General features: G+C 68.1%; 22 protein-coding genes and 1 tRNA gene. 17 read left to right on the forward strand and 6 right to left on the reverse strand.

All coding sequences use genetic code 11. The features are described from left to right. The first annotated feature begins 184 nt into the window (after window positions 1-184). The 4 genes from LQF10_RS04560 to LQF10_RS04575 are packed head-to-tail and all read left to right on the forward strand — an operon-like array spanning window position 185 to window position 3831. On the forward strand, window positions 185-1375 hold the full coding sequence (locus LQF10_RS04560; protein ID WP_231066312.1) for an aminotransferase class I/II-fold pyridoxal phosphate-dependent enzyme: 1191 nt from the start codon (window positions 185-187) through the stop codon (window positions 1373-1375). A 19-nt stretch (window positions 1376-1394) separates the two neighbouring features. Then, window positions 1395-2165, forward strand: coding sequence for an SDR family NAD(P)-dependent oxidoreductase (locus tag LQF10_RS04565; RefSeq protein ID WP_231066313.1), 771 nt, complete (start codon window positions 1395-1397; stop codon window positions 2163-2165). Next, a complete protein-coding gene (folP, locus tag LQF10_RS04570; RefSeq protein ID WP_231066314.1) occupies window positions 2165-3124 on the forward strand; it encodes a dihydropteroate synthase in 960 nt (319 codons plus the stop codon). The genes LQF10_RS04565 and folP overlap by 1 nt, the downstream gene beginning before the upstream one ends. Next, a complete protein-coding gene (locus LQF10_RS04575; protein WP_231066315.1) occupies window positions 3121-3831 on the forward strand; it encodes a pyrimidine reductase family protein in 711 nt (236 codons plus the stop codon). Before folP ends, LQF10_RS04575 begins: the two co-directional genes overlap by 4 nt. A gap of 24 nt (window positions 3832-3855) precedes the next feature. Here LQF10_RS04575 and LQF10_RS04580 read toward each other — a convergent pair whose 3' ends face one another. Beyond that, window positions 3856-4827, reverse strand: coding sequence for a hypothetical protein (locus LQF10_RS04580; protein ID WP_231066316.1), 972 nt, complete (start codon window positions 4825-4827; stop codon window positions 3856-3858). Window positions 4828-4890: 63 nt separating this feature from the next. Here LQF10_RS04580 and metG point away from each other — a divergent pair, with 63 nt between their 5' ends. The 6 genes from metG to LQF10_RS04610 all read left to right on the forward strand — a co-directional run bounded on the left by metG (window position 4891) and on the right by LQF10_RS04610 (window position 12248). Beyond that, on the forward strand, window positions 4891-6678 hold the full coding sequence (metG, locus tag LQF10_RS04585) for a methionine--tRNA ligase (protein WP_231066317.1): 1788 nt from the start codon (window positions 4891-4893) through the stop codon (window positions 6676-6678). After that, window positions 6678-7586 (forward strand): TatD family hydrolase, encoded by a 909-nt coding sequence (locus tag LQF10_RS04590; RefSeq protein WP_231066318.1) that lies wholly within the window; start codon window positions 6678-6680, stop codon window positions 7584-7586. The genes metG and LQF10_RS04590 overlap by 1 nt, the downstream gene beginning before the upstream one ends. 115 nt (window positions 7587-7701) lie before the next feature. Further along, window positions 7702-8790, forward strand: coding sequence for a resuscitation-promoting factor (locus LQF10_RS04595; protein ID WP_231066319.1), 1089 nt, complete (start codon window positions 7702-7704; stop codon window positions 8788-8790). Window positions 8791-9010: 220 nt separating this feature from the next. Beyond that, window positions 9011-10246 (forward strand): resuscitation-promoting factor, encoded by a 1236-nt coding sequence (locus LQF10_RS04600; protein ID WP_231066320.1) that lies wholly within the window; start codon window positions 9011-9013, stop codon window positions 10244-10246. 146 nt (window positions 10247-10392) lie between these two features. Next, the gene (gene rsmA / locus LQF10_RS04605) at window positions 10393-11289 is read left to right on the forward strand and encodes a 16S rRNA (adenine(1518)-N(6)/adenine(1519)-N(6))-dimethyltransferase RsmA (RefSeq protein WP_231066321.1); all 897 of its coding nucleotides are present in this window, start codon (window positions 10393-10395) and stop codon (window positions 11287-11289) included. Beyond that, window positions 11286-12248 (forward strand): 4-(cytidine 5'-diphospho)-2-C-methyl-D-erythritol kinase, encoded by a 963-nt coding sequence (locus tag LQF10_RS04610; RefSeq protein ID WP_231066322.1) that lies wholly within the window; start codon window positions 11286-11288, stop codon window positions 12246-12248. Before rsmA ends, LQF10_RS04610 begins: the two co-directional genes overlap by 4 nt. A gap of 10 nt (window positions 12249-12258) precedes the next feature. Here the strand turns inward: LQF10_RS04610 and LQF10_RS04615 are convergent, their stop codons facing one another. Together LQF10_RS04615 and LQF10_RS04620 are read right to left on the reverse strand one after the other, a co-directional pair. After that, on the reverse strand, window positions 12259-13683 hold the full coding sequence (locus tag LQF10_RS04615) for a hypothetical protein (protein WP_231066323.1): 1425 nt from the start codon (window positions 13681-13683) through the stop codon (window positions 12259-12261). Window positions 13684-13739: 56 nt separating this feature from the next. After that, window positions 13740-15566: an ABC-F family ATP-binding cassette domain-containing protein gene (locus LQF10_RS04620; protein WP_231066324.1), complete on the reverse strand. Its 1827-nt coding sequence runs from the start codon at window positions 15564-15566 to the stop codon at window positions 13740-13742. Between the two features lie 79 nt (window positions 15567-15645). Here LQF10_RS04620 and LQF10_RS04625 point away from each other — a divergent pair, with 79 nt between their 5' ends. Continuing rightward, on the forward strand, window positions 15646-16314 hold the full coding sequence (locus LQF10_RS04625; protein ID WP_231066325.1) for an alpha/beta fold hydrolase: 669 nt from the start codon (window positions 15646-15648) through the stop codon (window positions 16312-16314). 45 nt (window positions 16315-16359) lie between these two features. Here the strand turns inward: LQF10_RS04625 and LQF10_RS04630 are convergent, their stop codons facing one another. Further along, window positions 16360-16854 carry a MarR family winged helix-turn-helix transcriptional regulator gene (locus tag LQF10_RS04630; protein ID WP_231066326.1) on the reverse strand — a complete coding sequence of 165 codons (495 nt, stop codon included), beginning with the start codon at window positions 16852-16854 and terminating at the stop codon, window positions 16360-16362. Window positions 16855-16898: 44 nt separating this feature from the next. Beyond that, a complete protein-coding gene (locus tag LQF10_RS04635) occupies window positions 16899-17540 on the reverse strand; it encodes a TetR/AcrR family transcriptional regulator (protein WP_231067243.1) in 642 nt (213 codons plus the stop codon). A gap of 117 nt (window positions 17541-17657) precedes the next feature. Here LQF10_RS04635 and LQF10_RS04640 point away from each other — a divergent pair. After that, window positions 17658-17729: transfer RNA gene (locus tag LQF10_RS04640), tRNA-Gln, on the forward strand. A gap of 297 nt (window positions 17730-18026) precedes the next feature. Here LQF10_RS04640 and LQF10_RS04645 read toward each other — a convergent pair. Then, window positions 18027-19808: an HNH endonuclease gene (locus LQF10_RS04645; protein ID WP_231066327.1), complete on the reverse strand. Its 1782-nt coding sequence runs from the start codon at window positions 19806-19808 to the stop codon at window positions 18027-18029. Between the two features lie 448 nt (window positions 19809-20256). Here LQF10_RS04645 and glmU point away from each other — a divergent pair, with 448 nt between their 5' ends. The 5 genes from glmU to LQF10_RS04670 all read left to right on the forward strand — a co-directional run bounded on the left by glmU (window position 20257) and on the right by LQF10_RS04670 (window position 25975). After that, a complete protein-coding gene (gene glmU / locus LQF10_RS04650) occupies window positions 20257-21828 on the forward strand; it encodes a bifunctional UDP-N-acetylglucosamine diphosphorylase/glucosamine-1-phosphate N-acetyltransferase GlmU (RefSeq protein ID WP_290371135.1) in 1572 nt (523 codons plus the stop codon). Between the two features lie 42 nt (window positions 21829-21870). Next, the gene (locus tag LQF10_RS04655) at window positions 21871-22851 is read left to right on the forward strand and encodes a ribose-phosphate diphosphokinase (protein WP_231066328.1); all 981 of its coding nucleotides are present in this window, start codon (window positions 21871-21873) and stop codon (window positions 22849-22851) included. 227 nt (window positions 22852-23078) lie between these two features. After that, a complete protein-coding gene (locus LQF10_RS04660; protein WP_231066329.1) occupies window positions 23079-23720 on the forward strand; it encodes a 50S ribosomal protein L25/general stress protein Ctc in 642 nt (213 codons plus the stop codon). An 11-nt stretch (window positions 23721-23731) separates the two neighbouring features. Beyond that, complete coding sequence (pth, locus tag LQF10_RS04665) at window positions 23732-24334, forward strand: aminoacyl-tRNA hydrolase (protein ID WP_231066330.1); 603 nt, start codon at window positions 23732-23734, stop codon at window positions 24332-24334. Between the two features lie 63 nt (window positions 24335-24397). Further along, window positions 24398-25975: a hypothetical protein gene (locus LQF10_RS04670; RefSeq protein WP_231066331.1), complete on the forward strand. Its 1578-nt coding sequence runs from the start codon at window positions 24398-24400 to the stop codon at window positions 25973-25975. Window positions 25976-26089 lie beyond the last annotated feature (114 nt).

The following is a 26089-nucleotide window of genomic DNA, read 5'->3' on the forward strand; positions in this document are numbered from 1 at the left end:
CATCTCTTTCGAGTCGGTGCCGAGTGTCTCCCAGCCTGCCGGGCCGGGGCATGGCCCGGTAGGGCTGAACTCCCCATTGCCGGATCAGGCGGGATGCCGCCATGGTTCGCGCCGTTGGTGGAAGCCACGAACTGCCCGCACGCTCACCCCACTCTCTTCACACCTCGGGCAGTAGCGTTGACCTATGGACTTCCGCCGCATCGAGGGGCTGCCCCCGTACGTCTTCACGATCATCGACTCCCTCAAGCTCGAGGCGCGGCGAGCTGGGCGCGACGTGGTGGATCTCGGCTTCGGGAACCCGGACCTCCCCAGCCCGGAGATCGCCGTCGAGAAGCTCGCCGAGGCGGCCCGCAACACCCGCAACCACCGCTACTCCTCCTCCCGCGGCATCCCGAACCTGCGCCTGGCGGTGGCGAATCACTACAACCGCCGGTTCGGGGTGACGCTCGATCCGGAGCGTGAGGTGCTGACGACGATCGGCGCCAAAGAAGGTTTCAGCCACCTCATGTGGGTGCTGCTGCAGGCCGGAGATGCCGCGATCGTGCCCGCCCCGAGTTACCCGATCCACATCTGGGGACCGTACTTCGCCGGAGCGGACGCCCGGCAGGTGCCCATCGGTGATGGCACCGACGGCGCCGGGTACATCGACCGGGTGATGGAAGCCTGGGAGCTGGGCTGGCCCAAGCCCCGCGTGATCGTGCTCTCCTTCCCGCACAACCCCACCACGTCCACGGTGGAGCTGGAGGACCTGCAACGCCTGGTGGACTGGGCCCGGGAACGGGACGTGGTGCTCGTACACGACCTCGCCTATGCCGATATGTGCTTCGACGGGTGGGAGCCTCCCTCGCTGATGCAGTGTGAGGGCGGTAAGGAGGTTGGTGTCGAGCTGTATTCGATGACCAAGTCGTACTCGATGGCCGGGTGGCGGGTGGCCTTCCTCGTCGGCCGCCAAGACGTGATCAAGGCACTGATCCAGCTCAAGAGCTACCTCGACTACGGCACGTTCCAGCCGATCCAGATCGCCGCGACCGTCACCCTGAACGAGGCCACCGAGTACCCGGCCGAGCTCAGCGGGATCTACCAGTCCCGGCGCGATGCCCTCTATGACGGCTTGCACCGGGTGGGCTGGGACATCCTGAAACCGAAGGGCACCATGTTCGCCTGGGCTCGAATCCCCGAGCCGTACCGAGAGATGGACTCCATCGAGTTCGCCCGGCACCTGGTCACCGAATGTGATGTAGCGGTCTCCCCAGGCGTGGGCTTCGGACCGGGCGGTGAGGGATACGTGCGGTTCGCTCTCATCGAGAACGAGCAGCGCATCTCCCAGGCGGTGCGCAACATCCGGCGCGGGCTGACTCGCCTGGTCACCGGCTGAACACCCGTAGGCTCGCACCATGCCCACTGCGCTCGTCACCGGAGCCTCCTCCGGGATCGGACTGACCTTCGCCCGGCACCTCGCTCAGCGCGGACAGCACCTGGTGCTCGTGGCGCGCAGTACCGACAGGCTTGAACTCGTGGCCGCCGAGTGCCGGGCGCTCGGTGCGCCCGACGTGGAGGTCCTTCCGGCTGACCTCGGCACCGAAGGAGGGATCTCGGCGGTGGCCGAGCGGCTGCGCGGTGAGGACATCCACACACTGGTGAACAATGCCGGCCTCTCCCTCGGCACACCGTTCGCCAAGGCGACCGAGGAGGCGCTGGCGCACCAGCTCACCGTCAATGTCGAGGCCGTGCTGCGGCTGACCCGCGCCGCCGTCCCCGGGATGACCACACGCGGCAGCGGCGCGATCATCAACGTCGCCTCCGTCGCCGCGTTGTTGCCCGGCCGGGGCAGCACCTATTCGGCGTCGAAGGCCTGGGTGCTGCAATTCACCGAAGGTCTGGCGATGAACCTCGCCGGCACCGGGGTGCGGGTACAGGCACTGTGCCCGGGTTTCGTGCGCACCGAATTCCACGACGCCGCCGGCATCGACATGAGCCGCACCCCCGACTGGATGTACATCGACGCCGACCACCTGGTGGCGATCTCTCTACGCGACCTCAGCCGCGGCAAGGTCGTCAGCGTGCCCGGCGCGCTCTACACGGGCATCGTGGTGGTGGCCAAGCTGGCGCCACGCGGCCTGATCCGCCGGCTCGCCGCCGGGATCAAATCCCGGGGGAGGGACTGATGGCCGGCGGCGTCCCTGCCGCGGATGCACCCCTCGCCTCCGGGGCCACGCATCGCCCGTTCGCGTCCCCGTTGACCCCGCCCGAGGTCGCTGCCCTGGCTCCGCGGCGGATCGGCGCCCGCGAGTTCGACTTCGCGAACCGGGTGGCAGTGATGGCGATCGTGAACCGCACGCCGGACTCGTTCTACGACGCCGGGCGCACCTACGCCCTGGAACGGGCAGTCGAAGCGGCACTCCAGGCCGTTGACGCCGGAGCGGACTGGGTGGACATCGGGGGGATGGCGTTCTCACCGGACGCCGAGGAAGTCGGCGCCGCCGAGGAGCTGGACCGTGTGCTCGGTGTGATCGAGGCGGTGCGCGCCGTCAGCGATGTGGTGATCTCCGTGGACACGCAACGCCCGGAGGTCGCGCGGGCCTGCGTGCAGGCCGGGGCCGACGTCGTCAATGACACCACCGGACTGCGTGTGGAAAGGATGGCCGAAACGGTCGCCGAAACAGGTGCGAGCGTGGTGATCGCCCACTCGATCGCCCAGCCGCACCGGCACCACCGGCGGCCCCAGTACACGGACGTAATGGCCGAGGTGGGGGCGTTCCTGGCCGCGCAGACTCAGGTGGCGCTCGCCGCCGGGGTGCCCCCGGAGCAGATCATCATCGACCCGGGGCACGACCTGAACAAGAACACCCGGCACTCCCTCGAACTCGTGCGCCGCCTCGAGGAGATCACCGCACTCGGGTATCCGACGCTGGTAGCGCTGTCGAACAAGGACTTCGTCGGTGAGACCCTCGATCGAGACCGCCCCGACCGGTTGTGGGGCACGCTCGCGGCCACGGTGATGTGCATCGAACGCGGGGCGCGGATCGTGCGGGCCCATGAGGTGGCGGCCACTGTGGACGCCGTACGGATGGCTGAGGCGGTGCTGGGTCTGCGGGAGCCGGCCCAGATGGTGCACAACGTATGAGCACGGCGTTCGCCGAGACCGAGCTGCTCGACGCCTACACCGTGGCCGACCGCTCAGAGCCGCACCTACGCGCCAACATGATCGCCAGCATCGACGGCGCCGCCACCCACCAGGGCCTCTCCGGCGGGTTGAACGGTCCCGCCGATAAGCAGGTCTTCGACGTGCTACGCCGACTGGCTGACGTGGTGCTCGTCGGTGCGGGCACACTCCGCGCGGAGGGGTACGGCGGGCTTCGGCTGGGGCAGGCTGATGTCACCTGGCGGAGGGAGCATGGTCTCGCGGACCATCCGGTGCTCGCGGTCGTTTCCTCCAGGCTTGCGCTGGAACCGTCCTCGCCACTGTTCACCCAGGCGCCGCGTCGTCCGCTGCTGATCACGCACGAGCAGAGCCCATCCCAGCAACGCGCCCTGCTGCAGGAGGTGGCTGATGTGCTGGTGTGCGGGCGCGAGGCGGTGGATCCGGTTCGTCTCCGTGAGGAGTTGGTGGCCCGCGGGATGCCCCAGATTCTCTGCGAAGGGGGGCCGCACCTGCTGGGGACCCTCGCTGGCGCCGACGTGCTGGACGAGCTGTGCCTCACGGTGAGTCCGCTGATTGAGGGTGGGGAGGCGATCCGGATCACCAGGGATGCGCCGGTGGCGCACCTGCCGGTGCGCCTGGCGGGGGTTCTGCGTGCCGAGGACATGCTGTTCCTGCGCTACCTGCGGTGATTTGAGGCAGTCAGCAACGCACTGTCAGGCGAGCGGGAGGCCGCGATGTGCCTGGGATCGATCGTCGTGCAGATCGACGATCTGCCGCTGCGCTGGAGGTGCCTGGGGTCCGGTGCTGGAGATGAACGCACAGGTGGCGTAGCCCTCGCTCGCGGTGGCGTACTTCTGCAACCACGGCGTCACGATGTGCCCGAACCGCTCATACGGATAGGGAACGGGCAGCGCTCGATGCCCCACCCGCCACGGCTTCGGGGTGAGCCGGGCCCGATAGGTCTCATGGGTGGCGCACAGGGTCACGTATAACGGGTCGGAGTCCAAGGCCTGCAGCAGGTGCTCGGCCTCCGGAGTGCCCGGCAACAGGTCAGTGCCGGTCACAATCACCCGCAAACCCGCGGCCGTGCGATACGTGCGGAACCCCCACTGCGGATTGCGGGTGGCGACGTCCTGGATCCGCGCCAGCGCTGCGGCTGCGGCCGGGTCCGGTTCTTGTGCTGGCGGAGCTGGCGTCGAGTCCGTCGGCGCCGAAGGATGCCCTGGTGTCGCGATCAGGTCGTCGGTCGAACGTCGCCCGAACAGGCGCGCGAAGAACCCACCGCGTTGATGGCCGGTGCCCTCGGGGCGTCGCGGTGCTCGCTGCCGCCTTGATGCTCGCGAGGGCTCGGGAAGGTCGACATCGGCGATCAGGACCGCGTCGGTGTTCAGCACCTCAGCGCCATACCGGTTCCGGGTGATCGCCGCCGCGAGTTCACCATCCTGTCCGGGGAACTCGGCCAGGACCTCCTCCCGCAACGGGGTGCGCGGGTAGTAACCGCCGCGCTGCAGCTCGCGGCCGGCCCGTACGGCAGCAGCGGCCTGCTCGAGCCGCCGCCGCGCCACCTCGGCCGCCTCGGCAAGTGAGGACGAAGACCAGCCGTACAGGGTGAGGGAGAACTCCTTGCCGTGCGGGGAGTGCACGTCTCCCGTGGCATTCGTCCAGTAGCGCGGCAGGGGTTTCATGGCTGGCACTGTAGCCCTGGACGCCCGCACGGGGCCGAGTCTTCACGCCCTAGGATTGCCCGCATGACCCACATCCTCTCGGCCGTGGCGTGGCCCTACGCCAACGGCCCACGGCACATCGGCCACGTGGCCGGCTTCGGCGTTCCCTCCGACGTCTTCAGCCGGCATATGCGGATGGCGGGTCACGACGTGCTGATGATCTCCGGCACGGATGAGCACGGCACCCCGATCCTGGTGCAAGCGGAGCAGGAGGGCGTCTCCCCGCAGGAGCTCGCCGACCGGTACAACCGGGTGATCGTGAACGATCTCGTGAACCTCGGCCTGAGCTACGACCTGTTCACCCGCACCACCACACGCAACCACTACGCCGTCGTGCAGGAGATGTTCCGCACGGTGCACAAGAACGGCTACATGGTGGAGAAGACCACCATGGGCGCCATCTCCCCGTCCACGGGGCGCACCCTGCCGGACCGATTCATCGAGGGCACCTGCCCGATCTGCGGCTACGACGGCGCCCGCGGTGACCAGTGCGATAACTGCGGCAACCAGCTCGACCCGATCGACCTCAAGAACCCGCGCAGCCGCATCAACGGCGAGACGCCGAAGTTCGTCGAGTCCAACCACTTCTTCCTCGACCTGCCCGCCTTCGTAGACGCCCTCGCTGCATGGCTCGAGACCCGCAACGGGTGGCGGCCGAACGTGCTGAACTTCAGCCGCAACCTGCTCGAGGAGGTGCGCCCGCGCGCCATGACCCGGGACATCGACTGGGGCATCCCGGTGCCGCTGGAAGGCTGGGAGAACAACCCGAGCAAGCGGCTCTACGTCTGGTTCGACGCCGTGATCGGCTACCTCTCCTCCTCCATCGAGTGGGCCCGGCGTCAGGGAACGCCGGAGGCGTGGCGGGACTGGTGGACCAATCCGGACGCCCGCTCCTATTACTTCATGGGCAAGGACAACATCACGTTCCATTCCCAGATCTGGCCGGCCGAACTGCTGGCCTACGACGGCGGAGGCTCGCGTGGGGGATCACCTGGCACTTTCGGTTCGCTCCAGTTGCCGACCGAGGTGGTCAGTTCGGAGTTCCTGAACGTGGAGGGGCAGAAGTTCTCCTCTTCCCGTGGTGTGGTCATCTACGTGCGGGACATGCTCGCCCGATACCAGCCGGATGCCTTCCGCTACTACGTGGCAGCGGCCGGTCCGGAGAACCAGGACGTCGACTTCACCTGGGAGTCGTTCCTGAGCCGCACCAACGACGAACTGGTGGCCGGCTGGGGCAACCTGGTGAACCGCACCGCGACGATGGTGCACAAGAACTTCGGTGAGATCCCCGCCCCCGCCGATGTGGCCGATGTCGATCGCGACATCCTGGCCATCACGCAGCAGGCGTTCCGCACGGTCGGCACCGCCATCGAGGCGAACCGTCAGCGGCAGGCGATCTCGGAGGCCATGCGCACCGTCGCGGAGGTGAACCGGTACGTCTCGGAGACCCAACCGTGGAAGCTGAAGACCGACCCCGACCGGCTCGCCACCGTGTTGCACACCACCACCCAGGCCGTCAGCGACTGCAACACGATCCTCGCCCCGTTCCTGCCGCACTCCGCGCAGGAGGTGCACACCACCCTCGGCGGCACCGGCACGTTTGCCCCGCAGCCGCGGATCGAGGAGGTCACCGATCTGGACGACGACTCCCGCGAGTACCCGGTGATCACCGGCGATTACAGCCAGATGCCCACCTGGGAGTCCCGCCCGGTGGTCCCGGGCACCCCGATCGGTAAGCCGACGCCCGTGTTCACCAAGCTCGACGACTCGATCGTGGAGGAGGAGCTGGAGCGGTTGCGGGAGAAGGCCTGATGGCGCGCAAGCGCGAGAAGGGCTTTCCGCCGTCACCGGATCAGTTGCCGGTGGGAGTGGTGGACAACCACACCCACCTGGAGTCCATCGCCGATGTGCTTCCCGACGGCGTCGCTGACCCTGGTCTGCTCGCTCACCTTGAGCACGGGCGTGCCGTGGGCGTGGACGCCGTGGTGCAGATCGGGTGCGACCTCGAGTCCGCCCGCTGGAGCGTGCAGGCTGCTGCGGAGCACCCATCGATCCTCGCGGGCGTGGCGATCCACCCGAACGAGGCCGTGCTGCATGCAGGAGTGCGCGAGGTCGCACCGGACGGCCTGGAACCCGACCCTGCACCCCGGCACAAGCTGAGCCTGGAGGTAGCGATCGCCGAGATCGCCGACCTGGCCCGCGCGGACCGGGTGCGCACCGTGGGGGAGACGGGGTTGGACTACTTCCGCGCCGGTGAGGCCGGCCGCGCCGCGCAACGGGAGGCGTTCCGCGCGCACATCGCACTCGCCAAAGAGCTCGATCTGCCGTTGCAGATCCACGATCGGGACGCCCACGCGGATGTGCTCGCCATCCTGGCGGCGGACGGGCCTCCGGCGCGCACGGTCTTCCATTGCTTCTCCGGTGATGCGGCGATGGCGCGCGAATGCGTGGCGCGTGGGTACTTCCTCTCCTTCTCCGGAACTGTCACGTTCAACAAGTCTGAGGAGCTGCGTCGCGCGGCCGCCGAGGCACCCGCCGAACAGCTCCTCGTTGAGACGGACGCTCCGTACCTCACCCCGCACCCGTACCGCGGGCGACCCAACGCGCCCTACCTGTTGCCCCTCACACTCGCCACCATGGCCTCGGTGCGCACGGAGCCGCTAGAGGTCCTGTGCGCGACGATCCGGACGACGTCGGAAGCCTTGTACGGTCCCTGGTGAGCGTGCACGGTGGGCGCGAATTCGGTTCTCATCTGGCGTACCAGGTCACGAATCGGTTACGGTGGCGGGGCGACCCATCCCTCCTGAGTCGTGCCCCGCAGAACAGGAATCCCCCGTGCCCAGTGGAAACACCACGTCGCGCCACCGCGCCGACGCCCCCGTCGCCACCACCCTGCCTCGACCGATCCGACGCGCCATCGGCGCGGGCGGACTCGCTGTGGTCCTCGCCGGCTCCCTGGCATTCGCCGCGACACAGCCAGGTTCCTCGGCTGAGCAGAACGACCTGACAGGCACAGGTGTGGGCTCGGCCGCGAACTCGCTGACCGGCCGCACTGGGGTGTGGGACCAGGCGTCCCGCAGCGGTGAGGTCACCCGGGACGTCTTGGACGAGGCCGGTGAGCCCGTGACTTTCACCGTCACCGTGGACGGTCGTGACGTGGAGATCACCTCGAATGCCGGCACGCTCGCCGATGCACTGATCGACAACGGCATCGTGGTGGGTATCGAGGACAACGTCTCAGTGCCGATGAACGGGGTCCCGACCGAGGGAATGGACGTGCAGATCGAGCGGGTCGGTACCCAGCACGGCACCGAGACCGAAGCGATTCCGTTCGAGACCATCGAGCGAGAGACGTCCTCCTTGGAGCGCGGAGAGACTCGCACCGAAACTGAAGGCGTCGATGGCACCCGGGTGATTGCGTACACCGCGGTGTACGAGGGTGGCGACGAGGTCTCCCGCACCACCCAGGCCGAGATTCTCGTCTCCGAACCGGTGGACGAGGTGATCCTGATCGGCACCGCGGACCCGGCCTCCGAGCCGGCGCCGGCGACCTCCGGCTCGTCGGGCTCGTCCAACTCCTCGTCCAGCTCCGATGACTCGGCACCGAGTGGCTCCTACTCCGGTAGCGACCCGCGCGGTATCGCCCGTTCGATGGTCGAAGCCCGCGGCTGGGGCGGTGACCAGTGGAGCTGCCTCGACTCTCTCTGGCAGCGGGAGAGCAACTGGAACCCGTACGCACAGAACCCGTCCTCGGGTGCGTACGGCATCCCGCAGTCTCTGCCCGGCACGAAGATGGCCTCGGCCGGCTCGGACTGGCGCACCAACCCCGCTACCCAGATCACCTGGGGCCTGAACTACATCGAAGGCCGCTACGGCACCCCGTGTGGGGCCTGGTCGCACTCGGAGTCGGTCGGCTGGTACTGAGCGGCCTGAGCGGCCAGTGAGCCGCGCTGCGGTGGGCAGAGTCACACCACCGCCACCTGGCCCCGTTGGTAACGATCGGGTTACAGTCGATCGGTCAGAATTGACGACGTGACGCACCACGTGTAGCGCGCGCTCAGCTTGCCCCGTCTCGGCGTCCCCCGGCCGAGGCCTATCAGCAGAGGATCACCTCCCCCTTATGACGTTCTTCCGCCGTTCCCCCGTGTCCGAGCCCGACGAGGCGACTACCGAAGAGGTCTCCGCAGAGGAGGCCACCGCCGAGCAGCCGGTCCGCCGAGCACGCCGCCGCATGCTTGCCGGTGCCCTCGCCGCCGTCGCGCTCGTCCTGGGTGGTGGCAGTGTTGCCTTCGCGGCAGCGCACAAGCACGTGGAGATCGACCTCGACGGTCAGACGTACACGCACAACACCTTCGCCGGTTCCGTCTCCGGGTTGCTGGCCGAGGCCGGTATTGAACTCGGGGAACACGATGAAGTCGTCCCAGGTGTGGGGGAGCCGCTGCGTGATGACAGTGAGATCGTGGTCCGTACAGCCAGCCAGATCACCGTGATGCAGGACGGTGAGGAGAGGCAGATCTGGACCACGGCGCTCACCGCTGCGGGCGCACTGTCCGATCTGGCCGCCACTGGGCGAGACGCCACGCTCGTCGCCTCCCGGTCCGCGGACGGTCGCACCAGCCTGGAGCTGCCGCTCGCAGCGGACGGCACGGTCTCGATCGAGGTGGACGGCGAGACGCGAACTGTCGATGCCGAGGGGACGGTCTCTCTTGAGCAGGTGCTGATGCGCGCGGAGGTCGAACTCGGGCCCGATGACGATGCCGAGGTGAGCCATGCCGATGGTGACGTCGTGGTGACCGTGACCCGCCGATCCACCGAGCGGGAGAGCGAGACCGAGGCGATCGAACACCGCAGCACCGAGCGGGAGACCAACGAGCTGTACGAGGACCAGTCCCGCGTGGTCCAGGAGGGTCAGGACGGTGAGCGCACGATCGTGACCGTGCACCAGCTGGTGAACGGGGAGATCAGCTCGAGCAAGGAGATCTCCTCGGAGGTCACCACGGAGCCGGTGACCGAGATCGTCGAGGTCGGCACGGCCGAGCGCCCGGCGCCGGAGCCGGCACCGGAGTCGAGCTCCTCCGAGAGCTCCTCGAGCAGTTCGGAGTCCTCAGAGTCTTCCGGCGGTTCCTCGGACGCGGCCGGAAGCGGCGTCTGGGCCGCGCTCGCGCAGTGTGAGTCCGGGGGCAATCCGCAGGCTGTCAGCTCCAACGGGCTGTACTACGGGCTCTACCAGTTCGCAGTGAGCACGTGGCAGTCGGTGGGCGGCAGCGGACTGCCCACGGAGGCTTCCGCCGCCGAGCAGACGCAACGCGCACAGGCCCTGCAGGCGCGCTCCGGGTGGGGGCAGTGGCCGCACTGTGCCTCCCAGCTCGGCCTTCGCTAACCCCACCCACCCCACCTCCAGGCGAGTGCGGCCCATCTCGCTCACTCGGTGAGATATACCCGAGATCGGCCGCACTCGAGGTGTGTCGAGTGCGGCCACGCGTAGCACCGCGCACCGTGGGCGCCCGCGTCGCCTAGTCTCTCCCTGTGACCCCTGCTGAATCGACGAACGATGCCGTCCAACTCCTGACGGCGTCCAGCGTCCGAGAGTTGGCCACGCGGCTGAACGTACGACCCACCAAGACACTGGGTCAGAACTTCGTGATCGACCCCGGCACAGTTCGCCGCATCGTTCGTACGGCCGGCGTGGGCTCCTCGGACACCGTGCTGGAAGTAGGGCCGGGTCTGGGGTCCCTCACCTTAGGGCTGCTGGAGACCGGGGCGCACGTGACCGCCGTCGAGATCGATCCGGTGCTCGCCGGGGCGTTGGGTGAGACGGTGACTACCCATGCACCAGTCGCGGTGGATCGGCTCACGGTGATCGCTGCCGACGCGATGGAACTGACCGAGTTGCCCACGCCCCCCGTGCGGCTGGTGGCCAACCTCCCCTACAACGTGGCGGTGCCGGTTCTGTTGCATCTTCTGGCACACCTGCCCAGCCTGCGGGAGGTGTTGGTCATGGTGCAGGCCGAGGTAGCGGACCGGATCGCCGCCGGACCTGGTTCGCGTACCTACGGTGTGCCGTCCGCGAAGGCGGCGTGGTACGCGAGCGCGTCCCGCGCCGGGTCGATCGGCCGGTCAGTGTTCTGGCCGGCACCCAATGTGGATTCGGCCCTGGTGCGCCTGGTGCGACGCGATCCACCACTCACGACTGCCACCCGGGCGGAGGTCTTCGCCTGTATCGACGCCGCATTCTCCCAACGGCGCAAGACGCTACGCTCGGCCTTGGCCGGGTGGGCCGGCTCGGCAGACCTCGCTGAGCAGGCGCTGCGATCGGCCGGGGTGGATCCGACCCTTCGCGGTGAACGGCTGGACGTCACCCAGTTCGCGGCTGTGGCTGCCGCGCGCACAGCCGGCGAGCCGAAGGGGAGGAGCGCCCGATGACCGAACCCATGACCGAGGTGGCCGCCACACCTGGTTCAGTGCACGTGCGGGCACCCGGGAAACTGAATTTGGTGCTACGGGTGGGTCGCGCGGGCGACGATGGCTACCATCCACTTGCGACCGTATTCCAGGCCGTCTCCCTGTATGAGGACCTCGTGGCGACCCCCGCGAAGGAGATCAGCGTCAGCGTGAGCGGGCGCCATGCCGCACATGTGCCCACCGACGAGAGCAATCTCGCCTTCCGCGCGGCCGCGCTCCTTGCCGAGGCGACGGGCACCGAGGAGGGCGTGCATCTGGAGATCGCCAAACAGGTGCCGACGGCCGGCGGGATGGGTGGCGGTTCGGCAGACGCCGCTGCCGCGCTACTCGCCTGCGATCTGCTGTGGGAGACCGGATTGGCCAGGGAGGAACTCGGCCATCTGGCGGCTGAACTCGGCGCGGACGTGCCCTTCGCGCTGACCGGGCAGACGGCGTTGGGCCGGGGCCGCGGGGATGTGCTCACCCCGGCGCTCGCACGCGGGCGCTTCTACTGGGTGCTGGCGTTGTTCGACGACGGCCTGGCCACCCCAGAGGTCTTCGCCGCCTGGGACCGGCAAATGGCTGGGTCGGAGGGCGGCGTCGACGATTCAGTTCTTGAGGTCGGTGACGATGTCATGCAGGCGTTGGTCTCCGGTGACCCGAACCAGCTCGCCGAGGTGCTGGAGAACGATCTCGGTGCGGCAGCGCGGGAACTGCGCCCCGCCGTCGGCATGGTCCTGGATCAGGCAGAAGGCGCCGGTGCTCTCGCAGCAGTGGTCTCTGGCTCCGGGCCGACCGTGGCGGCGTTGGCTGCCGACCACGCGAGCGCGCTGGAGGTGGCGGCCGCGTTGCGCGCCAGGGAATTGGCCGATGAGGTGATCGTCGTGACGAGTCCGGCCCACGGTGCCCGGCTGGTGGAGCCGGTGCGCGACAGTATGTAGTGGCCGCCGATCAGGGTGCTGGTTCACCGGCCCCTCGGCCAGCCGAGAGCGCAGGGCCTCGACGAGCTGGGTGAACGCGCCCCTCGGAGTCTTTACTCTGGCGCGGAAGGACGGGCCAGCGAGCCATGATCCGGTTCCGGAGCGCCCGTCCCCGTCGGTTCGACGTCGAGTTCCACCAGAAGGCCACAAAGACCATCACCACCGATCCTCCGGTGATCAGTAGTGCCGGCGTCCTCAGGTTCCCGAACAACGCCGTCGCCCCGGTGAAGCTGTCCACCTCGAACGTCGAGAGGATCGCGGCTGCCGGACCCAGCGCAAGACCGATGCCCGCGAGGGCGGAGAGCACCTGTGCGAGGCGTACTGACCGCCGCTCGGCGTATTCGGCGAGGATCGCGGCGGCCGGCCGGTCCGCTTGAGGATCGTCCAGGGCCGCGTGCAGTGCCCGCCGCTCCGCAGCGTGCCCGGCGCCCTCCACGACGTTCCCGATCGCGGCGGCGATGAGCACAGCCACGATCAATGCGCCGAACGTCCAGGTCCCGATGTCCACCAATCGTTCCGCTGCCGGATCGAGTTGCACGCGCGGGCCGGCATCGCCACCGGACCAGCGCTGAGCATGCGGGTGCGTGATGATGATCAGCCCATTGAGCAGGAGATACGCGGCACCTGTCCCGATTCCTGCCACGACGGTAATCACCGAGCCGATTCGCACCCGCACGTCCCGCCCCGTGGATGAGTTCTTCCTGCTGTGATGCGGTCCGGCGACGCCATTGGCCCGCGCCCATGCCGCTTCCTCGTCCGCGGTTGTCCAGTGCGCAGCGATCTCGCGCCGACGTCGCTGGTGGTCTGGCACCACTACACGGGAGATGTGGCGGAGGACGCCGATCACGGTGATGGTGCACAGAGCGCACACCAGTGCGACCAACATGCCCTCGCCCCACCCTTCAACGAGGGCGTAGCCGCCGAGGGTCAGCGCGACCAGCCCTGCCACCGCCACTGTCAGGTAGAGGAACGCCCGGAGCGCACCGACACTGTCGTTCACGACACTCTCGACCTGCATCGGGTTCGGGACCGCGTCGCGAGGTGCCCCGCCGCGGGCGGCGCGGACGAGGGCACGTGAGGTGGCGAGATCCCGCAGGCTCAACGAGAGACAGATGCAGAACCCGACCAGGTAGCCGAGGACGAGGAGCACTCCCAGGCTCATTCTTGCCACGAAGCCAACCGCGTCCGCGAGCGCACTGCTTGCCTGCCCACCCATGCCGAGGTCGTAGGCAAGGTCAAAGACGAGCCCTTCCTCTTCGGCTAGGCCCGCGGCGAGGACCAGGGCGAACGCGGCCAGCAGGCCCAGTGCGAGTGGTGAGAGTGTGCGGTTGACGTCACGTGCAACATCGCCGACCAGGCCGACCTCGTACTCGTGCCAGTGGTGTGAACTCGTCATCCGGCCCAGGCTATCGGGACGGCGCGCGGCTCACCTGGATCCGGATGAGCTCTCGCTCAGGCGAGGTTCTCGCTCAGCTCGAGCCACTCCTCCTCGAGAGAAGCCTGCTCGCTTTCCAGCGCGCGGATGCCCTCCATCTCCTTGGCAAGTCCTACATAGTCCGCCTGGTCGTGGTCGGCCATGGCCGTGCGCCGTCGGCCGATCTCTTTGTCAACTTTGCCGAGCCTGCGCTCGATCGAGACGAGCTTCTTCTGTGCTGCCCGGAGCTCGGCGCCGGACAGACTGCTCGCGTCCTGGCCCGACGCACCGGAGTTGTCCGAGCCCTGGCCTCCGCCGCTGGTGATCCGTCCGGGACCGCCGGTGCGGGTCTGCTCTCGGCGCAGCCGCAGGTACTCGTCCACCCCGCCGGGCAGGTGCCGTAGCCGCCGGTCCAGGATGCCGTACTGCTGGTCGGTCACGCGCTCCAGGAAGTACCGGTCGTGGGAGACCACGATCAGGGTGCCTGCCCAGGAGTCGAGCAGATCCTCCATCGCGGCGAGGACATCGGTATCGAGGTCGTTCGTCGGCTCGTCCAGGATCAGCACGTTCGGTTGGTCGAGCAGGATCAGCAGCAACTGCAGCCGGCGCTGCTGCCCACCGGAGAGGTCCTTGACCGGGGTGGACAGCTGCGCGTTGGAGAAGCCCATCTGCTCCAGGAGCTGGCCGGGCGTGAGGTCGGTGGCCTTCGAACCGGAGCCGATGGTGTAGCTGCTGCGCAGTCCGGCGATGACGGTCCGTACCGGGCTATTCATGTGCTCGTCGAGCTCGTCCATCCGCTGGCTGAGCGTGGCCACCTTGACCGTCTTGCCACGCTTGACCCGACCGCTGCTGGGCGTGATGGTGCCGGAGATGAGCCCGAGCAGCGTGGACTTGCCGGCACCGTTGACGCCGAGGATCCCGGTGCGCTCGCCCGGGGCGATCCGCCACAGCACATCGGCGAGGACTTCGTGGTCGCCGTAGCTGACGCCCACGTCGAGGATGTCCACCACGTCCTTGCCCAGGCGAGAGACCGCGAGCGACTGCAGGGTGGTGGCGTCGCGGATCTCGGGGACGTCTTCGATGAGCGCGTTCGCGGCCTCGATCCGGAATTTTGGCTTCGCGGTGCGTGCGGGGGCGCCGCGGCGCAGCCAGGCGAGTTCCTTGCGTGCCAGGTTCTGCCGCTTCGCCTCGATCGTGGCAGCCTGCCGGTCCCGCTCGACCCGCTGCAGGATGTAGGCGGCGTACCCACCTTCGAAGGGTTCGACGATCCGGTCGTGCACCTCCCAGGTGAGGGTGCACACCTCGTCCAGGAACCAACGGTCGTGCGTGACCACCATCAGGCCCCCGGAGGTGGCGGCCCAGCGGCGCTTCAGATGCTCGGCCAGCCAGGTGATCGCCTCGACGTCGAGGTGGTTGGTGGGCTCATCGAGTGCGAGAACGTCGTGGTCGCCGGCGAGTAGTCGTGCCAGCGCGACCCGACGGCGCTGCCCACCGGAGAGTGTGCCCAGGCGCCCCTCCCAGGGGACGTCCGAGAGGAGCCCGTGGACGACGTCGCGCACTTTCGCGTCACGCGCCCACTCATGGTCGGGACCGTCCCCGACGACGGCATGGCTGACAATGTCGTCGTGATCGAGGGTGTCGGCCTGGTCAAGCACGCCGATGGTGACGCCGCCACGAACCGTGACCCGCCCGGAGTCGGGTTGGAGACGGCCGGCGAGCATTGCCATGAGGGAGGACTTGCCGTCGCCATTGCGGCCGACGATGCCGATGCGGTCGCCTTCGTTGATACCGAGGGAGACGGAGTCGAAGACGGTCTTGGTGGGGAAGTCGAGGTGCAGGGCTTCAGCCCCGAGGAGGTGCGCCATATCGCTCACCAGCCTACCGGCGTCGGGCGGGTGTCAGAGCGACGGTCTACGGTCATCACAACGAGAGAAGGAGCACACAATGAACATCATTCTCCTGCCAGGGCTATGGCTCCCGCGCGCGATCTGGGACGAGACCGCTGCTGAGCTGCGAGTGCTCGGACACGAGCCGATCACCCCGATTCTGCCGGGGGTGGACGACGGGGTCGCGACGGTCAGCCTGGACGATCAGGTGGCGGCTGTGCTTGACGCTGTGGACGCCGCGCTTGACCCTGTGGTGGTGGGGCACTCGGCGGCTGCGTCACTGGCGTGGATCGCCGCGGACCGACGCCCCGAGCACGTGGCGCGGGTGGTCCTGATCGGTGGGTTCCCGGCAACGCACGGCTCGGCCTACGCGGACTTCTTCCCGCTCGCTGATGGGGTGATGCCGTTTCCAGGGTGGCAGCCGTTCGAAGGGCCCGACGCCGCCGATCTCGACGACGCGGCCAGGGCACGCATCGCGCAGATCGCCGTGGCGGTTCCCGGTGCGGTGGCCCAGGGCGAGGTCTCGCTCACGGACGAGCGCCGGTTCGACGTGCCCGTGACCGAGGTCTGCCCGGAGTTCTCCCCAGAGGAGTTCCGTGGCTGGATCGAGGCGGGGGATATTCCCGAGCTGGCGCGGGTCCGTCACCTGGACGCTGTGGAGATCGCCTCTGGGCATTGGCCGATGGTGACCAAGCCGACGGAGCTGGCGGCGTTGTTGGCGCGTTGATCCGGCGCGAGGTACTGCCGGAACGTGGAGGTGCGGGGGAACGTCTCAGATCTCGACTCGCGTGAGCAGTTCACGCAGTGTTCGAGCCAGGTGCTCATCCTCACCAGCATCGAGGGCGTCGAGAAGTTCGGCTTCGCGGCGGAGCAGATCTTCCATCGCAGCATCCACCACATCGCGCCCACGTTCGGTGAGCCGCACGCGCACAACGCGGCGGTCCACCTCGTCCGCAGTGCGCCGGACGAGTTCGTGCATCACCAGACGGTCGATCCGGTTCGTCATCGTTCCGGAGGAGACCAGCGTCTGTGCGATCAAGTTTCCGGGAGTCAGTTCGTACGGCGGTCCGGATCGTCGCAGGGCTGAAAGCACGTCGAATTCCCAGACTTCGAGGCCGTGCCGGCTGAACGCCGCCCGTCGGGCCAGGTCGAGGAGCCGGGAGAGTCGTGAGATGCGCGAAAAGATGCGCAGCGGAGCCACGTCGAGGTCGGGACGTTCGCGGGCCCAGGCCTCGACGATTCGGTCGACTTCATCCACCGCGGGCATGGAGCCGAGATTACTCGATATCGAGAGATCTGCCGTCTTGGCCTTCAGGAGCCAGGTTGCGCGCGACGTTCCCGAGCGTGGGTGCGCACGGCGGCGCGGGTGAGCCGTGGGTCATGTTCCAGAGCATGGAGGCCGTTCCAAGCCAGGTTCACCAAGTGGGCGGCCACCTCGTGTTTCTCGGGGGAGCGGGTCTCCAGCCACCATTGACCGGTGAGCGCAATCATCCCGACGAGCATCTGGGCGTACATCGGCGCAGTGGCTGGATCGAATCCCTGACGTGCGAACTGCGGGGTGAGGACCTCCTCGACCTGGGTCGCGACGTCGCCGATGAGTGAGGAGAAGGTGCCGGTCGCCTGAGCCACGGGGGAGTCGCGGACGAGAATGCGGAACCCGTCCGTGTGAGTCTCGATGTAGTCGAGCAGGGCCAATGCGGTTCGTTCGACGGTGACCCGAGGGTGCCCACCCTCCTTGAGGGAGTCGGTGAGTGCGGCGAGCAGGAACGCCACCTCGCGGTCCACGACCACGGCGTAGACACCCTCCTTGCCGCCGAAATGCTCGTACACGACCGGCTTGGACACTTCGGCGCGGATGGCGATCTCTTCCACGCTGGTGCCATCGAACCCCTTCTCGGCAAACAACGCACGGGAGACCTCGAGCAGCTGTTCACGGCGCTGGTGACCCGTCATCCTTGGACGAGCCGGGCGTCGGGTGGAGTCGCTCACCTGTCCATCATGCCGTGTGTGAGGAGATCCCGGGTCGCCGGTATGCTCACATGCAGTCCGCGCACCGGCGTGCGCGGGCGGTCCGCCCTGGTGTAATGGCAGCACGCCGGCCTTTGGTGCCGTGTGGTCCGGGTTCGAATCCTGGGGGCGGAGCCCATTTCGAGGGCCGTGGAGTCGGCCGTCCGCCGCTGCGGCCGTCAGTTGTCCGGTGCCGACAGGGCGGCCAGGTCACGGTGTCGAGAGGCGACCATGATGGCGACGCTGCCGTGGCGGGCGGGGACGCCGGAACATCGTCGGTGGCGTGCTGCACGATCAGTCTCCACTGCCCCTGCGCGATTGGGTCGCGGGTGGACTTTCGTGGCGACGGTGTGGCTGAAGGTCCAGATGGGCCTCGAACGTGCCGAGGGCCCCGTCGACGGGTGGGTGTCGGCGGGGTGCGGGGCGGGGTGGTCAGAAGGGTGGTGGGTTGGCGTTTGGTGCAGGGTTTGCTTCTGGTGGCGGGCTGGCAGCGCTGCTCGGGTCGCCCTGATGGTGTGAGCTTGTGCGGGATCGGGGCGGTGGCGTTGCTGCGGCGGTGCGTTTCATGGCGGTGACGGCGCGTTCGCGCACTCTGGCCACGTGCGGGTCGAGCACGCCGAATGGGCTGCCCGGGCGCTGGCCGGGCGGTCGATCTGTCTTTCCCTCAGAGGAGTCCTTCGCGCGGCCTGGTCGGGGGATCAGGTGGGTGCCGGTGGTGGTGACCAAGTACTGAACGTGGTCGGGGTCTGTCCAGAGGTAGGTGCCGGGGGTGATCATCAGGTAGGACCAGCCCGCATGGGTTTTCGCTCGATGGTGACGGCGGCATAGCGCGGTCAGATTGGCGGTACTGGTGCGCCCACCCTGGTCGTAGGGGATGGTGTGGTCCTGATCAGCTGCGCGGGCGGTGCGCTGGCAGTACGGGAAGCGGCAGTGACTATCGCGCAGGGTGATCTGTTCGCGTAGTCGTGGGTTGGCTTCATAGGTGCTGGCGCTGTAGTGGGCGTTCAGATCGATCACTGGTCGCACGATCACCCGCCCGGCCGTTTGGCACCAGGTGCGGACCTGCTCGGTGGTGACTGGGGATTTGGTGTTCTCACACCGTCCGATGGTCCCGGTGCTGAACACACTGCCCGCGGCGTAATCTCGCCTCTCAGCATTGCCGGGGTTGAGGGCGTCGGCGGGCAGGTGGAGGTAGAGCATCACCGTGCGACCAGTGCCCCCGCCCGGCACTGGCGGGGTGGGGCTGGTGTCGGTGCCGGTGGTTGTCAGGGGGAGGGTGCCTTGTCCGCGGGCGAGGTCACCCACAGCGAGGGAGCGGCGCACATTCTCACTGGTCTCAGGGAAGATCCCGGCGAGGGCCCGGGCGCGATCTCGGACCGCTGCGTCGAGGTCGAGGGCATCAGCGATGTCCAGGGCCCCATCAACGTGCACGATCGCCCCCGAGCCCGCCACACCCGGAGTGGCGACCTCGTCGAGGTGGATATCGAACCGGCGCCCCTCCAACGCTGCCAGGCGATCGGCTTCTGCCTGTGCGGGGTCGAAAGACTCCATCGCAGCGGCCACGGTGCGTTCAATCTGACTGGTGCTGCAGGTGCCGATGGTCCAGGCCACCTGAGCATCGACCCACCCAGCACCGGGTGCGGGGAGCTTCTTCGTCAACCGGGCCACTGCCCGGGCGCGGTGGAGACTGATCTGCCCGGCCCGCACCCGGCCCCACAACACCGGCAACCGGTACGCCAACTCCACAACCGAACCCACGTAGTACAACGCGGCTTCGTTGGATTGCCCGAGCGCGGCCGCTAACCCGGTGAACCCCAGATCAGAAACCAGAGGGGCACCCGGACCGGCCAGCCGCATCGGCACCGCCGTGCCAGGCAAACCAGCCTCCGGAAGCCCCGGCTCCTCCTCCGGATCGAACACCCCTGTCGCGCCAGCTCCGCCGTCGTGGCCAGCAGCGCCGTCGTAGCCTGCAGCGCCGAAACCAGCACGGTTGTCGTCAGCACGGTTGTCGTCAGCACGGTTGTGGTCAGCACGGTTGTGGTCAGCAGAGTTGAGGTCATCGGCAGCAATGGCGTGCTCACGCACCCACTCCACAACCAACTCAGCACACTCGACATCCACCGCCCGGGCCGCCATCCGGTTCTGCCGCACAGCAGCCAACACCGCACTCCCGGCCGAAGCCGAGAACACCGAACCGCTGGCTGTCGAAGTCATACCCAGATCATCCCAGCGCCCACCGACATTGCCCCGTTTACCCAGGTCAGCAGCCTATAGACGGTCGCGGTCCGATCTCGCAGGTCACTCTGCGTCGCGGTGGGTGAGGGTCCCAGATCCACGCCATGTTGGGCGAGGCGCCTCACCCAGCCACGGCCGGGTGACATGCCAGATCCACGCCACGTTGCGGTGGCTAGGTTCGGACCGGGGCGAGCACTTCAGCTACGCAACCGCGTGGACGCGTGTGAAGAACCGGGAATGCAGGCGCCGAGTACGTGGCAGGTCGGACGGCGAGGCACGTCGGATCGTAGGAACTGCGCGCTGGCCCACACAGTGGCCCAGTTATCGGGCCACGCACCGGCCCACCCACCGGGCCGCGCATTCACTGACTATTCTTGCGGCGCGACCGCGAGCGAAGTGGCCACCTTCAGCCGTTACAGTGGCCTGTGTGAGTCTGACGCCCCCCGCTGCCGTGATCGTTCTCGCCGCAGGCCAGGGCACCCGGATGAAGTCCGCGACGCCCAAGGTCCTCCACCGCATTGCCGGGCGCTCGCTGCTTGGCCATGTGCTCCACTCGGCCCGAGGCGTCGATCCCGAGCGGATCGCGGTGGTGGTACGCCACGAGCGGGACGCCGTGGCAGCGCACGCCGTCGAGCTCGAACCGAAGGCGATCATCGCCGACCAAGACGCCGTCCCTGGCACCGGTCGCGCCGTCGAGTGTGGCCTCGCCGCGCTCGATGATGCCGTCCAGTCCTCCGCCCTGGCTGAACGGGACGAGCGCTCACCTCTGCAGCCGATCGACGCCGGGCTCTCGGGGCCCATCGTGATCCTCGCCGGGGATGTGCCGCTGCTCGACGCCGGCACCCTGGCTGCGCTCGTGGAGTCCCACAGTGTTGACCAGAACGCCATCACCGTGTTGACCACGATCCTCGAGGACCCCACTGGTTACGGCAGGGTAGTGCGTGATGCTGACGGCCAGGTCGCCAAGATCGTCGAGCACCGGGACGCTTCGCCCGATGAGCTCGCGATCAAGGAGATGAACTCCGGCGTGTACGTGATGGACTCCGAGGCGCTGCGCTCCGCACTTGCGCGCGTAGATCGGGAGAATGACCAGGGCGAGGTGTATCTCACTGATGTGATCGCATTGGTGCGCGCTGACGGCCAAGCAGTGCGGGCCGTGGTCACGGAAGACCCGATGCTCGTGGAGGGTGTCAATGACCGCGTGCAGCTCGCCACCCTCGGCGCGGAACTGAACCGGCGGATCGTCACCGAGTGGATGCGTGCCGGAGTGACCGTGGTGGATCCGTCGACCACTTGGATCGACGGCGATGTGCAGCTCTCCCCGGACGTCACGATTCTGCCCGGTACTCAGTTGCACGGTGCTACCACCGTGGCCACCGGTGCCACGATCGGCCCGGACACCACCCTCACCGACGTCGAGATCGGCGAGAACGCCACCGTCATCCGCACCCATGGCTCCGGTTCACGAATCGGCAAGGGCGCCACAGTCGGTCCGTTCACCTACCTGCGGCCGGGCCTCGACCTCGGCGAACGCGGCAAGCTCGGCGCCTTCGTCGAAGTGAAGAACTCCGAGATCGGCGCCGGGAGCAAAGTCCCGCATCTGTCCTACATCGGCGACGCCACCATCGGCGAGGAGACGAACATCGGTGCCGCGAGCGTCACCGTGAACTACGACGGTGTGAACAAGCACCGCACGGTGATCGGCTCGCACGCTCGCACCGGCGCGGACAACATGTTCGTGGCACCCGTGCGCGTCGGTGACGGTGCCTACACAGGGGCAGGCACCGTCGTCAGGCGGGACGTACCGGCCGGGGCCCTCGGCGTGACGACCGGTAACCAGCGCAACATTGAAGGCTGGACCACCAGCCGCCGTCCGGGCACTGCTGCGGCCGAGGCAGCCACACGCGCCACGGAACAGCCCCTCTCTCCACAGGCTCAGGCAGAGGCCAGGCGTCGCCAGCGCGAGAGCGCCCCGGGTGACGACCCGACTGCTTCCTGACCCCACCCACCACCAGCAGCGCCGATGAGGAGCCCCTTGACGATGACCGGCATCACGAGCCATGGCGAGAAGCGACTCGTACTCGTCTCCGGGCGCGCCCACCCCGAGCTTGCCCAAGCGGTCGCGGACGAACTCGGCATTGAGGTGGTTCCCACCACCCTCTATGACTTCGCCAACGGTGAGATCTATGTGCGCTTCGCCGAGAGCGTGCGCGGCGCCGATGCCTTCGTACTGCAGTCGCACACCGCTCCGATCAATGAGTGGATCATGGAACAGCTGCTGATGACCGACGCGCTCAAGCGCGCGTCCGTGCAGCAGGTGACGGCGGTCATGCCCTTCTACGGATATGCCCGGCAGGACAAGAAGCACCGTGGCCGCGAACCCATCTCCGCACGCCTGATGGCCGATATGTTCGCCACGGCCGGCGCCGACCGGCTGATGAGCGTGGATCTGCACGCTGCGCAGACGCAGGGGTTCTTCAACGGCCCGGTGGACCACCTGTGGGCGATGCCGATCCTCACCGACTATGTGCGCACCCGCGTGGAACTGGGCAACGCCGCCGTCGTCTCCCCGGATGCCGGCCGGATTCGCGTGGCCGAGCAGTGGGCGGCCAAGCTCGGCGGGGTCCCCCTGGCCTTCGTGCACAAGACGCGCGACATCACCCGCCCCAACCAGGCTGTCGCGAACCGTGTGGTGGGGGATGTGGAGGGCCGCGACTGCGTGCTCGTGGATGACCTCATCGACACCGGCGGCACGATCGCCGAGGCCACCAAGGTGCTGATGGGAGCGGGCGCCCGGAGTGTGATCGTCGCAGCCACTCACGGAGTGCTCTCCGACCCGGCCGTACGCCGCCTCACGGAATCCGGCGCCCGTGAAGTGGTCATCACCGATACCCTGCCGATCTCCGCGGACAAGCGGTTCGAGCAGCTCACTGTGCTTTCCATTGCCCCGCTGCTGGCACGCGCCATCCGCGAGGTCTTCGACGACGGATCGGTCACCAGCCTCTTCGACGGCAACTCCTGAACCACTGATCCACCCGACGGCGGCCCTCGCCACGGCATGAAGTAGTCACCTGGCCGCCCGGCCAGGTAGGATGCACCGGTTGCCTCGGCGAGGGATGACCTTCGGCTGTGCCCGATGTCGTCCGTGATCGACGCGGCGGATTCCTAGCGGTATCAGTTCCGCGCGGAGGGTCCTCCCGTGCTCGTCGTGCCGAGCCCGCCCACCGTCCCCGTCCGGAAGAGAATCCCATGGCTACCAACGAAAACCGCCTCACGGCGACCACCCGCACCGAGTTCGGCAAGGGCGCGGCACGCCGCACCCGCCGCGACGGATTGGTACCCGCAGTCCTGTACGGGCACGGCACCGACCCGGTCCACCTGGCCTTGCCCACACACGACACGTGGCTCGTGCTCAAGGACAACCCGAACGCGTTGCTCACCCTCGACATCGACGGCTCCAGTGAACTGGCCCTGGCGCGCGACATCCAGCGCGACCCGGTGAAGTGGACCCTCGAGCACATCGACCTGATCCTCGTCCGCAAGGGCGAGAAGGTCGTCGTCGACGTGTCCGTGCACGTGCTGGGTGAGTCCGCCCCGCAGACGAGCCACACGCTCGAACTCGCGTCGGTGAGCCTGGAGGCAGAGGCCACCCACCTGCCCGAGTACATCGAGGTGTCCATCGAGGGCCTCGAGGACGGCGAGATCATCCGCGCCGGTGAGCTCACGCTGCCCGAGGGCAGCACACTGGAGACGGACCCGGAGACCCCGGTGGTCGTCATCTACACCCCGCGCGCAGAGCCCACTGAGGACGAGGAGTCCGAGGAGACTGAGGGTGCGGAGGCCAGCGGTGGCGGCGAGTCCAGCGACTCCGCCTCCTCCGAGGAGTCCTGAGCGACGCCTCAATGAGTGCCGATCTGTGGCTGGTGGTGGGCCTGGGCAACCCTGGGCCCACCTATGCCGGCAACCGGCACAACGTCGGGCAGATGGTGCTCGACACACTCGCCCGGGATATCCCGGGCAGCTTCGGCACGCACAAGTCCCGAGCCACCGTCTTGGACGGCAGGCTCGGGACTTCGCCGTCCGGGGCGCCGGGCCCTCGGGTGATTCTCGCGAAGCCGATGAGTTACATGAATCTGTCCGGTAAGCCCGTGGCCGCGCTGCTGCAGTTCTATGGGATCGCGCCCGAGCGGTTGATCGTCGTCCACGACGAGCTGGATCTGCCGCTGTCTACATTGCGGCTCAAACAGGGTGGCGGTGAGGGCGGGCATAACGGCCTGAAGTCCATCTCGCAGGCCATCGGCACTCGCGACTACCTCCGGCTCCGGGTGGGGGTCGGCCGACCGCCCGGCCGGATGGACGCCGCCGAGTATGTGTTGCGGGACTTCGCCTCCGCTGAGCGGGACGAGGTTGCCCTCACTCTCGTGGACGCCGCCGACGCCGTCACCGATCTGATTACTGAGGGCCTGATGAAAGCTCAGACTCGTTGGCACGCCGCGCGCAGTTGACGGGGAATCCTCCCCGTCGAACACCGTGTACGGACCGCAGCTACGCGGTTACGCTCTTCGACTATGAGTAACCAGGGGGAGTGGACAACTCAGGGACAATCCGCGCCAGGCTGGCAATACCCTGCCCAGCCGCCGCGCGGGCCGTCGGCTCCGCCTGCGCGGAGCGGCACCGGCTCCACCTGGGGACTGCTGCTCGCGCTGCCTGCCGGGCTGCTGCTGGTCACCCAGCAGATCCTTCCCGCGGTGCAGACCATCCTGATCGCCGCGGACACCGCGGATGGGGCCGGCCCGCGCGACGTGCCCCCGGAGTTCATCACCGGCCTGCTGGCCACGTTGACGCTGGGTGCTGTATTCGCGATCGTCGGCGTGGGTATCGGCCTTGCCATCGGTGCGGCTCTGCGGCGCGGCAGTCGGGCGGTCGCGCAGCTCGGACTCGGTCTACTCGGTGCCACGCTCGTGGTCTTCGCTCCGCTCGTGCATAGCTTCGCCGTGCTGGAACGGGCGGGCCTCGGTTCGATCTGGCCGCACCTCGCACTGGTGGTGGTGCCGGCGTTGGTGATCGGCGCCGTCCTGGGCGTGACCTCCCGGTCGGCGCGGGTGACGATCAGCGTCGCCGTGGTAGTCGTCATCGCCGGTGCCGCATGGTCGGCACAGTCCGATAGCGGTCACATCATGGGTATCGCCTCCCCGGGATCGGACATCTACCGGCTCGGATTCGCGATGTTCGATTTCCCGACGGCGGCTCTGCTGAGCGTGCTGCTCACCGTGCCGATCAGCCTGCTCGGGATTGTTGCCATGGTCGTGCTGTTGGCCGGACGCGGGCGGCTGCGGCTGGCTGCTCAGGACGCCGTGCGACCCGCCAGTGGCACCGCGGGGGTGGTCGGCGTGCTGATTGCTGGGGTGGTGGCGATCGGCGCGCTCATTCTCGCCTGGCCCTGGGTGGTTCGTACGCTCTCCTTCGGCGATGCCGGGACGAACGCCGCCGCGATCCTTGGGCGGACCGCGATGCTTGATATCGGTAACGCCGCGGTGCTGACCCTGGTCTGCGGCTCAGCTGCGATCGGGATCGGTTACCTGCGCCCCGCCGGCGCGGCCAGCCCGTGGCTGCTGCTGGTGTTCTCCCCATGGTTCTTCACCGGCATCCTCCCCACGATCATCGCCCGATTCGATGCCGCACAGGTCTCGGGCACCCAGGGAGTCGAACCGTACGGCGGGCTCACCCCGCCGTTCGTGGTGGTGCCACTGCTTGTGCTGCTCACCTTCCTCGCCGACGGCGCCCGGCGCGCCCGGGATGAGGGGTATCGGATTCCGATGGGTCGGGTGATTGCGCTCGGCCTGCTGGCGGTGGCGTTCACGCTCTGGGTGCAACGTCAGATGACATTGCACACGATCGTCTTCGCCTATGGCACGGAGGTGCCCGCGGCACAGTTCACCCTCCTGACCGGCCTCATGCGCAGGGCCGAACCAGCGATCGGGTTGCTGGTGCCGTTGCCCGTGCTGGTTCTCGCCGCCGCACTCTTCGCGATCGGTGTGGCCTCATTCGCCCGGACCAGCCTGTTGGTGCCAGGCGGTCAGGCCGTGCCAGGCGGTCAGGCCGTGCCAGGCGGTCAGGCCGTGCCAGGCGGTCAGAACGGGCGCTAAGTCACTCGATCGCCCGGTGCCCGCATCACGGCACTGTCGCCGCCCACGAGTACAGTAGTGCGAGCGACCCAGAGCCCCGCCGGTGGACCCGCCGAGCGAGGAGATGGGCCGCTC

Origin of the sequence: Ruania halotolerans, from assembly GCF_021049285.1 — a bacterium.
Taxonomy (GTDB): Bacteria; Actinomycetota; Actinomycetes; order Actinomycetales; family Beutenbergiaceae; genus Ruania; species Ruania halotolerans.

Coding starts and splice junctions, on each gene's coding strand:
- LQF10_RS04560 (WP_231066312.1), top strand. CDS start 185: ATGGACTTCCGCCGCATCGAGGGGCTGCCCCCGTACGTCTTCACGATC.
- LQF10_RS04565 (WP_231066313.1), top strand. CDS start 1,395: ATGCCCACTGCGCTCGTCACCGGAGCCTCCTCCGGGATCGGACTGACC.
- folP (WP_231066314.1), top strand. CDS start 2,165: ATGGCCGGCGGCGTCCCTGCCGCGGATGCACCCCTCGCCTCCGGGGCC.
- LQF10_RS04575 (WP_231066315.1), top strand. CDS start 3,121: ATGAGCACGGCGTTCGCCGAGACCGAGCTGCTCGACGCCTACACCGTG.
- LQF10_RS04580 (WP_231066316.1), bottom strand. CDS start 4,827: ATGAAACCCCTGCCGCGCTACTGGACGAATGCCACGGGAGACGTGCAC.
- metG (WP_231066317.1), top strand. CDS start 4,891: ATGACCCACATCCTCTCGGCCGTGGCGTGGCCCTACGCCAACGGCCCA.
- LQF10_RS04590 (WP_231066318.1), top strand. CDS start 6,678: ATGGCGCGCAAGCGCGAGAAGGGCTTTCCGCCGTCACCGGATCAGTTG.
- LQF10_RS04610 (WP_231066322.1), top strand. CDS start 11,286: ATGACCGAACCCATGACCGAGGTGGCCGCCACACCTGGTTCAGTGCAC.
- LQF10_RS04615 (WP_231066323.1), bottom strand. CDS start 13,683: ATGACGAGTTCACACCACTGGCACGAGTACGAGGTCGGCCTGGTCGGC.
- LQF10_RS04620 (WP_231066324.1), bottom strand. CDS start 15,566: ATGGCGCACCTCCTCGGGGCTGAAGCCCTGCACCTCGACTTCCCCACC.
- LQF10_RS04625 (WP_231066325.1), top strand. CDS start 15,646: ATGAACATCATTCTCCTGCCAGGGCTATGGCTCCCGCGCGCGATCTGG.
- LQF10_RS04630 (WP_231066326.1), bottom strand. CDS start 16,854: ATGCCCGCGGTGGATGAAGTCGACCGAATCGTCGAGGCCTGGGCCCGC.
- LQF10_RS04635 (WP_231067243.1), bottom strand. CDS start 17,540: ATGACGGGTCACCAGCGCCGTGAACAGCTGCTCGAGGTCTCCCGTGCG.
- LQF10_RS04645 (WP_231066327.1), bottom strand. CDS start 19,808: ATGACTTCGACAGCCAGCGGTTCGGTGTTCTCGGCTTCGGCCGGGAGT.
- LQF10_RS04655 (WP_231066328.1), top strand. CDS start 21,871: ATGACCGGCATCACGAGCCATGGCGAGAAGCGACTCGTACTCGTCTCC.
- LQF10_RS04660 (WP_231066329.1), top strand. CDS start 23,079: ATGGCTACCAACGAAAACCGCCTCACGGCGACCACCCGCACCGAGTTC.
- pth (WP_231066330.1), top strand. CDS start 23,732: ATGAGTGCCGATCTGTGGCTGGTGGTGGGCCTGGGCAACCCTGGGCCC.
- LQF10_RS04670 (WP_231066331.1), top strand. CDS start 24,398: ATGAGTAACCAGGGGGAGTGGACAACTCAGGGACAATCCGCGCCAGGC.